At 63.8% G+C, this 11878-nt stretch carries 9 protein-coding genes; 7 read left to right on the forward strand and 2 right to left on the reverse strand.

Annotation, left to right across the window (positions count from 1 at the left end):
* Positions 1 to 18 precede the first annotated feature (18 nt).
* From dnaK to AC1DYX_RS00555, 4 genes are all read left to right on the forward strand, one after another.
* Positions 19 to 1959 carry a molecular chaperone DnaK gene (dnaK, locus tag AC1DYX_RS00540; RefSeq protein ID WP_477255198.1) on the forward strand — a complete coding sequence of 647 codons (1941 nt, stop codon included), beginning with the start codon at positions 19 to 21 and terminating at the stop codon, positions 1957 to 1959.
* 254 nt (positions 1960 to 2213) lie between these two features.
* The gene (gene dnaJ / locus AC1DYX_RS00545; RefSeq protein ID WP_477255200.1) at positions 2214 to 3335 is read left to right on the forward strand and encodes a molecular chaperone DnaJ; all 1122 of its coding nucleotides are present in this window, start codon (positions 2214 to 2216) and stop codon (positions 3333 to 3335) included.
* 186 nt (positions 3336 to 3521) lie between these two features.
* On the forward strand, positions 3522 to 4196 hold the full coding sequence (gene can, locus AC1DYX_RS00550) for a carbonate dehydratase (RefSeq protein ID WP_477255202.1): 675 nt from the start codon (positions 3522 to 3524) through the stop codon (positions 4194 to 4196).
* Entirely contained in the window at positions 4196 to 4558 is a 363-nt protein-coding gene (locus tag AC1DYX_RS00555; protein WP_477255271.1) for a nucleotide pyrophosphohydrolase, read from the forward strand. The genes can and AC1DYX_RS00555 overlap by 1 nt, the downstream gene beginning before the upstream one ends.
* Before the next feature lie 157 nt (positions 4559 to 4715).
* Here AC1DYX_RS00555 and AC1DYX_RS00560 read toward each other — a convergent pair whose 3' ends face one another.
* On the reverse strand, positions 4716 to 6170 hold the full coding sequence (locus AC1DYX_RS00560; protein WP_477255204.1) for an NAD-dependent succinate-semialdehyde dehydrogenase: 1455 nt from the start codon (positions 6168 to 6170) through the stop codon (positions 4716 to 4718).
* A 255-nt stretch (positions 6171 to 6425) separates the two neighbouring features.
* Here AC1DYX_RS00560 and AC1DYX_RS00565 point away from each other — a divergent pair, with 255 nt between their 5' ends.
* The 3 genes from AC1DYX_RS00565 (at position 6426) to AC1DYX_RS00575 (ending at position 10149) form a co-directional block, all read left to right on the forward strand.
* Positions 6426 to 7184, forward strand: coding sequence for a gamma-glutamyl-gamma-aminobutyrate hydrolase family protein (locus AC1DYX_RS00565; protein WP_477255206.1), 759 nt, complete (start codon positions 6426 to 6428; stop codon positions 7182 to 7184).
* Positions 7185 to 7308: 124 nt separating this feature from the next.
* Positions 7309 to 8679 carry a glutamine synthetase family protein gene (locus AC1DYX_RS00570; protein WP_477255208.1) on the forward strand — a complete coding sequence of 457 codons (1371 nt, stop codon included), beginning with the start codon at positions 7309 to 7311 and terminating at the stop codon, positions 8677 to 8679.
* 42 nt (positions 8680 to 8721) lie between these two features.
* Positions 8722 to 10149 (forward strand): aspartate aminotransferase family protein, encoded by a 1428-nt coding sequence (locus AC1DYX_RS00575; protein WP_477255273.1) that lies wholly within the window; start codon positions 8722 to 8724, stop codon positions 10147 to 10149.
* 130 nt (positions 10150 to 10279) lie between these two features.
* Here the strand turns inward: AC1DYX_RS00575 and AC1DYX_RS00580 are convergent, their stop codons facing one another.
* Positions 10280 to 11737, reverse strand: coding sequence for a high affinity choline transporter 1 (locus AC1DYX_RS00580; RefSeq protein WP_477255210.1), 1458 nt, complete (start codon positions 11735 to 11737; stop codon positions 10280 to 10282).
* Between the last annotated feature and the right edge of the window lie 141 nt (positions 11738 to 11878).

The raw sequence follows: 11878 nt of genomic DNA on the forward strand, positions 1-11878 counted from the left end.
ACTAAAAAGGAAAATATTATGGGCAGAATCATCGGTATCGACCTGGGCACCACCAACTCCTGCGTGGCGATCATGGAAAATGGTCAGCCCAAGGTCATCGAAAATGCGGAAGGCGCCCGTACTACGCCTTCGATCATCGCTTATCAGGAAGATGGCGAGATCCTGGTCGGCGCGCCGGCGAAGCGCCAGGCCGTGACCAACCCCAAGAACACCCTGTTCGCAGTCAAGCGCCTGATCGGCCGTAAGTTCGACGAGAAGGAAGTCCAGAAGGACATCAGCCTGATGCCGTACACGATCACCAAGGCCGACAACGGCGACGCCTGGGTCGGTGTGCGCGACAAGAAACTGGCACCGCCGCAGATTTCGGCCGAAGTGCTGCGCAAGATGAAGAAGACCGCCGAAGACTACCTCGGCGAAGAAGTGACGGAAGCCGTCATCACCGTCCCGGCGTACTTCAACGACTCGCAGCGCCAGGCGACCAAGGACGCCGGCCGCATCGCCGGCCTGGACGTCAAGCGCATCATCAACGAGCCGACCGCGGCCGCGCTGGCATTCGGCCTGGACAAGACCGACAAGGGCGACCGCAAGATCGCCGTGTATGACCTCGGCGGCGGTACGTTCGACGTGTCGATCATCGAGATCGCCGACGTCGACGGCGAGAAGCAGTTCGAAGTGCTGTCGACCAACGGCGACACGTTCCTGGGCGGCGAAGACTTCGACCAGCGCGTGATCGACTACATCATCGATGAGTTCAAGAAGATCAACGGCCTCGACCTGTCGAAGGATCCGATCGCCCTGCAGCGCATCAAGGCTTCGGCCGAGCGCGCGAAGATCGAACTGTCGTCGTCGCAGCAGACCGAGATCAACGAGCCGTACATCGCCATGGCGAACGGCGCGCCGGTCCACCTGAACCTGAAGATCACCCGCGCCAAGCTGGAAGCGCTGGTCGAAGAACTGATCGCCAAGACCATCGAGCCGTGCCGCGTCGCCATCAAGGATGCCGGTGTCAAGGTCTCGGACATCGACGACATCATCCTGGTCGGCGGCATGACCCGTATGCCGAAGGTGCAGGAAAAAGTCAAAGAGTTCTTCGGCAAGGATCCGCGCAAGGACGTTAACCCGGACGAGGCCGTCGCAGTCGGCGCCGCCATCCAGGGCTCCGTGCTGGCCGGCGACCGCAAGGACCTGCTGCTGCTGGACGTGACCCCGCTGTCGTTGGGTATCGAAACCCTGGGCGGTGTGATGACCAAGATGATCCAGAAGAACACCACGATCCCGACCAAGTTCTCGCAGGTGTTCTCGACCGCCGACGACAACCAGCCGGCCGTGACCATCAAGGTCTACCAGGGCGAACGCGAGATCGCCGCCGGCAACAAGGGCTTGGGCGAGTTCAACCTCGAAGGCATCCCGCCGGCACCGCGCGGCACGCCGCAGATCGAAGTGACCTTTGACATCGACGCCAACGGCATCCTGCACGTGGGCGCGAAGGACRAGGCCACCGGTAAAGAGAACAAGATCACCATCAAGGCCAACTCGGGTCTGTCGGAAGACGAGATCCAGAAGATGGTGAAGGACGCCGAGCTGAACGCGGAAGAGGACAAGAAGGTCAAGGAGCTGGCCGAGTCGCGCAACCAGGCCGACGCGCTGGTGCACTCGACCAAGAAGTCCCTGACCGAGTACGGCGACAAGCTGGACGCCGGCGAGAAGGAAAAGATCGAAGCCGCGATCACCGACCTGGAAGGTTCCATCAAGTCGGGCGACAAGGCCGAGATCGACGCCAAGGTGGCTGCACTGTCGACTGCCGCCCAGAAGCTGGGCGAGAAGATGTACGCCGACATGCAGGCCCAGCAGGGCGCCGCGGGCGCGCAGGCCGGTGGCCAGCAGCCGGGCGCCGAGTCGGCCAAGCAGGATGACGACGTCGTCGACGCCGACTTCAAGGAAGTCAAGGACGCTAAATAATACGTCCTGGCGGGGCGGGCTGAACGGCCGGCCCCGTCGCTGCAACCCGCCGAGCCGAAGCGACCTCATGGTGCCCGGCTCGGTTTTTTTGTGGTGTCCAGAATCCACGGGGCGACCCGGCCGTTGTTTTTATGGTCGAGTCGCGCAAGCCCGTAATGCTCACTGTATACTCGTATCCTTTTGGGCTGTGCGTTCGCAGGTGTCAGCCTGGTCCGCCACAGTTCTTTTGTAGATAGACAGCAAGGTGCCGACAAATGGCAAAGCGTGATTTTTACGAGATTCTCGGCGTCGCGAAGACTGCTTCGGAAGACGAGATCAAGAAGGCCTATCGCAAGCTTGCGATGAAGTACCATCCGGACCGCAATCCCGACAACAAGGAAGCGGAAGAGAAGTTCAAGGAGGTCAAGGAAGYCTACGAGATGCTGACCAATCCGGAAAAGCGCGAGGCTTACGACCGCTACGGTCACGCTGGCGTCGATCCGAACGGTGGCATGGGCGGCGGTTTTGGCGCCGGTGGCTTCGGCGATGCGTTCGGCGACATCTTCGGCGACATCTTCGGCGGCGGCCGTGGCCGCGGCTCGGGCCCGCAGGTGTACCGCGGCGCCGACCTGCGCTATAACCTGGAAATTTCGCTGGAACAGGCAGCCGCCGGCTTCGACACGACGATCCGCGTGCCGAGCTGGGACAAGTGCGACACCTGCCACGGCAGCGGTGCCAAGCCGGGCACGTCGCCCGTCACCTGCTCGACCTGCCACGGCCACGGCCAGGTGCGCATGCAGCAGGGCTTCTTCTCGATCCAGCAGACCTGCCCGAAGTGCCACGGCAGCGGCAAGATCATTCCGGAACCGTGCGCGGCCTGCGGCGGCGCGGGGCGCATCAAGCGCAACAAGACGCTGGAAGTGAAGATCCCGGCCGGCATCGACAGCGGCATGCGCATCCGCTCGACCGGCAACGGCGAACCGGGCACGAACGGCGGGCCGCCGGGCGACCTGTACGTCGAAATCCATATCAAGCCGCACCCGGTGTTCCAGCGCGAAGGCGACGATCTGCATTGCGAAATGCCGATCTCGTTCTCGAAGTCTGCACTGGGCGGCGAGATCGAAGTGCCGACCCTCGCCGGCAAGGTCTCGTTCACGATCCCCGAAGGCACCCAGACCGGCAAGACCTTCCGCCTCAAGGGCAAGGGCATCAAGGGCGTGCGCTCGGGCTATTCGGGTGATTTGTTCTGCCACGTCGTGGTCGAGACGCCCGTCAAGCTCACCGAAAAGCAGAAAGACCTGCTGCGCGAATTCGACCGCCTGACGAACGAGGGCGGCGCGAAGCACAGTCCGCAAAGCAAGGGCTGGATGGACAAGGTGAAGGACTTCTTCGAGTAAGATAGCGAATGGACCGCCGGGAGCGCGAGCCCCGGCGGTTTTTTTTCACTGTAGAGTGAGTCTTTTGCTAACGTTGTCAAACGTTGGCGTAACCACCACGCACCATTCTCCGCCGGCTATGGCAGGCGCGTTCCGCGCGGGAATGGCGTTCGGCCGCCCTGGCCGATCAGAAAAAACAGGAAAACTATGGCAAAGACACCGACCGGCCTCACCGCCGCAGACCTCTTCGAACGCAACCGCCAGTGGGCGGCCTCGATGATCAACGAGGATCCCGACTTCTTCAAGGACCTGGCATCCCAGCAATCCCCGGAATACCTGTGGATCGGCTGCTCCGACAGCCGCGTGCCCGCCAATGAACTCGTCGGCATGGCGCCGGGAGAATTGTTCGTGCACCGCAACATCGCCAACGTCGTCTCCCACTCGGACCTGAACTGCCTGACCGTGCTGCAATTCGCTGTCGACGTGCTGAAGGTCAAGCACATCATCCTGTGCGGCCACTACGGCTGCTCGGGCGTGGGCGCGGCACTGACCAATACCCGCGTCGGCCTGGCCGACAACTGGCTCGGCCACGTGCGCGACGTGCGCGAGAAGCACGGCAAATACCTCGGCAACGTGGCCGGCGTGGCCGCCACCAACCGTCTCGTCGAGCTGAACGTGGCCGAGCAGGTCATCAACATCGCCCAGACGACCGTCGTGCGCGACGCCTGGGAACGCGGTCAGAATGTCACGATCCACAGCTGGGTCTACGGCGTGAACGACGGCCTGCTGCGCGACCTCGGCATCACCGTCAGCAGCTACGAAGAAATCCAGCCGAAGCTGGACCGCGTCCTGAAGGGCTACCTGGAAGGCGGCAACAAGTGATGCAGCCTGGCGGCGAACTCGACCAGCTGCGCGCCATCGTGCGCGAGTTCGTCGCGGAGCGTGACTGGGACCAGTTCCACACGCCGAAAAACCTCGCGTCCGCGCTGACGGTGGAGGCGGCCGAGCTGCTGGAACACTTCCAGTGGCTGCAGCACGGCCGCGCGGACGAACTCGGCCCGGACAAGCTCACCGAAGTGCGCCACGAGATGGCCGACGTGCTCGTCTATCTCGTGCGCCTGGCCGACAAGCTCGACGTCGACCTGCTCGCCGMCGTGCAGGAAAAGATGGTGCTCAATCGGGCCAAATACCCGGCCGACCAGGTGCGCGGCGACGCGCGCAAGTATCACGAGTACAAACGCTGACCGGTCCGTATGCGTTTGGTGGGCGGAGGCCGCCCACCCTACGGCAAGTCATGAGTATCGTAGGGTGGGCACCCCGTGCCCACCTTATGCCGACCTACCCAAGTAATACGTCAACAATCCGTCCGGCCTCTCGATCCCGAGAATATCCCCTCGGCCATCACATGCCGCCCAGGCAGATGTATTTGATGACGAGGTAGTCGTCCATGCCGTACTTCGATCCCTCGCGCCCCAGGCCGGACTGCTTGACGCCGCCGAACGGCGCGACCTCGTTCGAGATCAGGCCCGTGTTCACGCCCACCATGCCCGTTTCGATCCGCTCGGCCACACGCCAGACGCGGCCGATGTCGCGCGCGTAAAAATACGACGCGAGGCCGTATTCCGTGTCGTTGGCGAGCGCGATCACATCGTCTTCCGTCTTGAACCGGAACAGCGGCGCGACCGGGCCGAACGTTTCTTCCTTCGAGACCAGCATCTGCGGCGTGACGTCGGCGAGGACCGTCGGTTCGAAGAACGTAAGTCCCAGCGGATGGCGCTTGCCACCCAGCAGCAGGCGGGCGCCCTTGCCCAACGCGTCGGCAATGTGGTGCTCGACTTTCTCCACAGCCTTTTCTTCGATCAGCGGCCCCTGGTTCACGCCCGGATCCATGCCGTTGCCGACTTTTAGTTTCGCGACGGCGGCCGTCAGCTTTGCGGCGAACGCATCGTAGACCCCATCCTGCACGTAGATGCGGTTGGCGCAGACGCAGGTTTGCCCCATGTTGCGGTATTTGGAGGCCAGGGCGCCCTCGACGGCCGCGTCGAGGTCGGCGTCGTCGAATACGATGAACGAGGCGTTGCCGCCCAGTTCCAGCGACAGTTTCTTGACCGTCGGCGCGCATTGCTCCATCAGCAGGCGGCCGGTCGGCGTCGAACCGGTAAAACTGAGCTTGCGCACGATGGGATTCGCGCACATCTCGGCGCCGATCGTCGTCGAGTCGCCGATGACGATGGAAAACACCCCCTTCGGCACGCCGGCGCGTTCGGCCAGCACGGCCAGCGCGAGGGCGGAATAGGGCGTCAGCCCGGCCGGTTTCAGCACGATGGGGCAGCCGGCGGCCAGCGCGGGGGCGACCTTGCGGGCGATCATCGCGGCCGGGAAATTCCACGGCGTGATCGCGGCACACACGCCGATCGGTTCCTTCGTGACGACGATGCGGCGGTCGGGTGCCGGCGATTCCAGCACATCGCCCTCGATGCGCTTGGCCTGCTCGCCGAACCATTCGAAGAACGAGGCGGCGTAGGCGATTTCTCCCTTCGATTCCGTCAGTGGCTTGCCCTGCTCGGCTGTCATGATGGCGGCCAGGTCGGCGGCATTCTCCAGCATCAGGTCGTTCCATGTGCGCAGGATGAGGGCGCGCTCGCGCGCGGTCTTCTTGCGCCAGGCCGGCCAGGCGGCACGCGCCGCCTCGATGGCGCGCCGGGTTTCCGCGGCCCCCATGTGCGGCACGGTACCGAGCGTTTCTCCGGTGGCGGGATTGATGACGGGGACGGTCTTGCCTTCGTCGGCGTCGCACCAGGCGCCGTCGATGCAGGCTTGCTGGCGGAAGAGGGTGGGATCGTTCAGCTTCAGCATGGGGACCTCGTCTTCGTCGTTCGGGCCAAAACACGATAGCACGTCGTTTGCTGTCGGGCCGTTTGTGTTGGCACCGTTCTTCAGTTGACGTTAAACTTTTGCTATGGGTTACAAACAGCGAACCCGGTGACAAGCAGATCGCAGGGAAGCTTTTGCCTGGAAACCCGCGTTCCTTGATTTAAAACAACGGCCACTCGCATTCGGACCGTTCTGTAGGTATGATGGTTCGTGTGCGCTCACGACAAGGTAGAGACCATGCGCCCGATCGTTTTCGTCCCCGCTTGCACCCGCGATTTCGGTGAACACCCTTATCACGCGGCCCAGTACAAGTATATTGACGCCGTCGTCCTCGGTGCCGACTGCGCGCCGCTGATCCTGCCGTCGCTGGGGGAAGCGCTCGACCTGGAGACGATGCTCGCGCTGTGCGATGGGATCATGCTGACGGGCTCGGCCTCGAATGTGCACCCCAGCTATTACTCCGAAGAATTACTCGACCCTTCGTTGCCGCAGGATCCGGCGCGCGACCAGACGACGTTGCCGCTGATCCGCGCGGCCGTCAAACGCGGCATCCCGATCATTGCGATCTGCCGTGGTTTCCAGGAAATGAACGTGGCGCTGGGCGGCAGCCTGCACCAGGCCGTGCAGGCGGTGCCGGGTCACTTCGACCATCGCGAGAATCCGGAACTCGGCATGGACGAGCAGTACGGCGATGCCCACAAGGTGCAGTTGGTCGAGGGCGGCATGCTGCATGAGATCATTGGTTTGCCCGAAATCCCGGTGAATTCCCTGCATGGCCAGGGTGTGAACGAGCTGGGGCCCGGCCTCGTGGTCGAGGCAACGGCCGAGGACGGGCTCGTGGAAGCCTTCTCGGTGCGCGGCTCGTCCGGCTTTACGCTGGCCGTGCAATGGCATCCGGAATGGCGCATCGTCCACAATCCGCATTCGATGAAGATGTTCGGCGCGTTCGGCCAGGCCTGCCGCGCCTACCAGGCACACAAACGGAACCTGACATGACCCCCGACGCGAAATGGGCGGTCACGCCCGTCCCATAGCTTCCCTGATCCCTGCTCGACAAACGCAGCCTGCGAGCGGCGCGCTTGCGCTCGCGTGCATTCCATTAACGGACAGAGAAAACATCATGGCTATCCGCGACAATTTTTCTTACAACGACATGGACGAGTGGCTCAACGGCAAACGGGTCACCGAAATCGAATGCCTGGTCCCCGACCTGACCGGCGTCGCCCGCGGCAAGATCCTGCCGCGCGTCAAATTCACCGAGGACCGCGGCATGCGCCTGCCGGAAATCGTGCTGGGCATGACCGTGACCGGCAATTCGCCCTCCGACGACGACGCCTTCGACCGCGCGATCTCGACCACGGACCGCGACATGATCCTGAAGGCCGACCCCGGCACGATCACGATGGTGCCGTGGGCCGTGGACCCGACGGCGCAGGTGATCCACGACTGTTATTTTGCCGACGGCAAGCTGGTCGACTTCGCGCCGCGCAGCGTGCTGCGCCGCGTGCTGAAACTGTATGCGCAAAAGGGCTGGAAGCCGCTCGTCGCGCCCGAACTGGAGTTCTACCTGACGGCCAAGAACATCGATCCCGACCTGCCGCTGGCCGCGCCGATCGGCCGCAGCGGAAGGTCCGAGACGAGCCGCCAGGTCTACAGTATCGACGCCGTCAACGAATTCGATCCGCTGTTCGAGGACATCTACGATTATTGCGACATGATGGGCCTCGACGTCGACACGCTGATCCACGAGATCGGCGCCGGCCAGATGGAGATCAACTTCCAGCACGGCGAGCCGCTGGGCCTGGCCGACAAGGTGTTTTATTTCAAACGCACCTTGCGCGAAGCGGCATTGAAGCACGACATGTACGCCACCTTCATGGCCAAGCCGATGGCTGGCGAGCCCGGCTCGGCGATGCACGTGCACCAGAGCGTCGTGGATGCAGAGAGCGGCCGCAACATCTTCAGCAACCCGGACGGCTCGCCATCCGACCTGTTCCGCCACTACATCGGCGGCCTGCAGAAATACATGCCGTCGGCGATGGCCATCGTCGCGCCGTACGTGAACTCGTACCGCCGCATCGTGCGCCACACGGCGGCACCGATCAACCTGCAATGGGGCGTGGACAACCGCACCGTGGGCTTCCGCGTGCCCGTGTCCGGCTCGCAGGACCGGCGCGTGGAAAACCGCGTGATCGGCGCCGACGCCAACCCGTATCTGGCGCTGGCCGTCACGCTGGCTTGCGGCTACCTCGGCATCCAGGAGCACCTCGAGCCGACGCCGATGGTCGAGGGCAGTGCGTACAAGATGAAGGTCGAGTTGCCGCAGGGCCTGTCCGAGGCGCTGACCCTGCTGCGCGGCGACGATCGCCTGCGCGACGTGCTCGGCGAGCGCTTCATCGACGTCTATTCCGCGGTCAAGGAACTGGAGCACCAGGAATTCATGACCGTAATCAGCCCGTGGGAACGGGAACACTTGTTGCTGCACGTATGACCATGCGACGACGACGAGGAGATCATCATGACTATCGACAGCATGGCATTCGAGGCAGGCCTGCACGTGCCGGTCCAGGAGAACCACGACCATGACACGGCCGCGCTGCAACAGCTCGACAGCGCCCACTACTTGCACCCGTTCACCGACCACGGCGCGCTGAGTGCCCGCGGTGCGCGCGTGATGGTGCGCGGGGAGGGCGTCTACCTGTGGGATTCGGAAGGACACCACATCATCGACGGCATGTCCGGCCTGTGGTGCGTGAACGTGGGCTATGGCCGCACGTCCATCACGCAAGCCGTCGTGCGCCAGATGGACGTCTTGCCGTTCTATAACAGCTTCTTCAACACGACGAACGTGCCGGCCATCAAGCTGGCGGAGCGCCTGGCGGGCCTGGCACCGCCCGGTTTCGAACACGTGTTTTTTACCAGTTCCGGCTCGGAAGCGAACGACACGGCGCTGCGCATGGTCTGGCGCTACTGGCAGCTGATGGGCCAGCCGGAGCGCCGGATCGTCATCAGCCGCCACAATGCCTATCACGGCAGCACGATCGCGGGCGCGTCGCTGGGCGGCATGGCCGCGATGCACGCCCAGGGCGCGCTGCCGATCCCGCACATCCACCATATCGAGCAGCCGAACTTCGCCTTGCACGGCCGCGGCCTGTCCGAAGCGGAATTCGGCCTGCTGGCGGCCGACTGGCTCGAACAGAAGATCCTGGAACTGGGACCGGAGCGCGTGGCCGCCTTCATCGGCGAGCCCGTGCAAGGGGCCGGCGGCGTCATCATTCCGCCGCAGACTTATTGGCCGCAAGTGCAACGCATCTGCGACAAATACGGCATCCTGCTCATCTCGGACGAGGTCATCTGCGGCTTCGGCCGCCTCGGCACCTGGTTCGGCTGTGAGCGCCTGGGCATGCGGCCGGACCTGATCCCGTTCGCCAAGGGCGTCACGTCGGGCTATGTGCCGCTGGGCGGTGTGTTGGTGGGCGAGCGGGTGGCGCGCGCGCTGATCGAGCGCGGCGGCGACTTCAACCACGGTTTTACCTACTCGGGCCACCCGGTCGCCTGCGCGGCCGCGCTGGAAAACCTGCGCATCATCGAGGACGAGAAACTGGTCGAGCGGGTGGCGCGCGAGACGGGGCCGCACCTGCGGGCCGCGTTCGCGCGCCTGGCGGAACACCCGCTCGTCGGGCACGCGGAGAGCCTTGGCATGGCGGCCGGGCTGAACCTCGTGCGCAGCAAGGGCGCGACCGTGCACGACTGCGAACCGTTCGCGCCGGCGCTGGCGGTGGGGATGGTGTGCCGGCAGCATATGTTCGACAACGGCGTCATCATGCGCGCCGTGGGCGACCGCATGATCGTGGCGCCGCCGCTCGTGATGACCTGTGCGCAGGTCGATGAGATGGCGGAGCGGATCAGGCTTTGTCTCGATTTGACGTTGAAGGACGTGGTCAGTCGGGGATGGTTGTAGGGTGGGCTCCCCGAGCCCACGCGTAACGCCAACACATCGCGAACGTCCGCGTGGGCACGGGGTGTCCACCCTACGTATAAACACGTTCGCCAAAAAAAAAAGCCCCGATTGCGATCGGGGCATTTCTTATTTACACGCTCAGTGCGGTCTTGTGCGGCTCATGCCGGTTCTTGAGCACCTGCGGCGCCAGCGACCCGGCGAACATGCCGCCGAACGCCGCGATCAGCCCGGCCAGCTGGCCCGGGAAAACCTCGCCCAGCGACGAAATCTGCGGGAAGAACACGATCCACGTGGAGATGCCCGCCGCCAGCGACAGGATCGCGCCCTGCGTCGTCGCGCGCTTCCAGTACAGGCCCGTGACGAGCGGCACGAAGGCGCCGACGAGCGTCACCTGGTACGCGGACGACACGAGGTCGTAGATCGACGTGCCCTTCATCGCGATCGCGTAGGCCAGCACGAGCGCCGCGAATACGACGATGGTGACGCGCATCGCGAGCAGTTGCTGGCGGTCGTTCATGCCCGGCCGCAGGTTCTTGAGGATGTTTTCCGTAAAACTCGTCGACGGTGCCAGCAGCGTGGCCGACGATGTGCTCTTGATGGCCGACAGCAGGGCGCCGAAGAACAGGATTTGCATGATCAGCGGCATCTTCGTCATCACGAACGTCGGCAGCACGCGCTGGTAATCGCTCTTGGCCATTTCCATTGCTTCATTGCCCATGACGATCACTGCACACGCGACGACGAACATCGGCACGAAGGCGAACAGGATGTAGCTGGCGCCGCCGATCACGGCGCCGGCGCGCGCGGTCGGGGCGCTCTTGGCGGACATCACGCGCTGGTACACGTCCTGCTGCGGGATCGAGCCCAGCATCATCGTCACGGCCGAGCCGACGAAGAAGGCGATGTCGGTGAATTTGCCTTCCGGCAGGAAATGCCACAGGTCTTTCTGCTGCGCCATATTGATGACGGCGTCCGTGCCGCCGGCCAGCTGGGCCGAGAACATCGCGATGATGGACAGGCCGATCACCAGCACGATCATCTGGATGAAGTCGGTGATCGCCACCGCCAGGAAGCCGCCGATGACGACGTAGATCAGCACGGCGAGCGTGCCGACGATCATGCCGGCCGTCTCCGACATCCAACCACCCGTCAGCACGGAGAACACGAGGCCCAGCGCCGTGATCTGCGCCGCCACCCAGCCGAGGTAGGACAGGATGATGGCGGCCGAGCAGAACACTTCGATGCCCTTGCCGTAGCGGGCGCGGTAGTAGTCGCCGATCGTCAGCAGGTTCAGTTTATACAGGCGGGCGGCGAAGAACAGGCCGACGAGGATCAGGCAGGTGCCGGCGCCGAACGGGTCTTCCACCAGGGCGCCCAGGCCGCCCTGCACGAACTTGGCGGGGATGCCCATCACGGTCTCGGCGCCGAACCAGGTGGCGAACGTGGTCGTCACGACCATGATCAGCGGCAGGCTGCGGCCGGCCACGGCGAAGTCGGACGTGTCCTTGATCCGTGTGCCGGCCCAGACGCCCAGGCCAAGCGTGCCCAGCAGGTAGAGCACGACGGATGAAATCAGGATGGTGTTCATATCAGTAAGTGCTCCGTACGACGGCGGAAAGAGAAAATGCGGGTGGGAAAAATTCCGGATTATAGCGGCAGAAATCGGCGTTTGGATCGATTTTGTTTGCTAGTATCGACGCGACAACAAGTTGACATCCAGACGGAGACA

The sequence above is a fragment of the Massilia sp. P2_C2 genome, assembly GCF_056404615.1.

Bases quoted from the DNA above. Each gene is read 5' to 3' on its own strand.
- AC1DYX_RS00560 (WP_477255204.1), bottom strand. From the start codon at position 6,170: ATGCTGAAGCTGAACGATCCCACCCTCTTCCGCCAGCAAGCCTGCATC.
- AC1DYX_RS00575 (WP_477255273.1), top strand. From the start codon at position 8,722: ATGGCATTCGAGGCAGGCCTGCACGTGCCGGTCCAGGAGAACCACGAC.
- can (WP_477255202.1), top strand. From the start codon at position 3,522: ATGGCAAAGACACCGACCGGCCTCACCGCCGCAGACCTCTTCGAACGC.
- AC1DYX_RS00570 (WP_477255208.1), top strand. From the start codon at position 7,309: ATGGCTATCCGCGACAATTTTTCTTACAACGACATGGACGAGTGGCTC.
- AC1DYX_RS00565 (WP_477255206.1), top strand. From the start codon at position 6,426: ATGCGCCCGATCGTTTTCGTCCCCGCTTGCACCCGCGATTTCGGTGAA.
- AC1DYX_RS00580 (WP_477255210.1), bottom strand. From the start codon at position 11,737: ATGAACACCATCCTGATTTCATCCGTCGTGCTCTACCTGCTGGGCACG.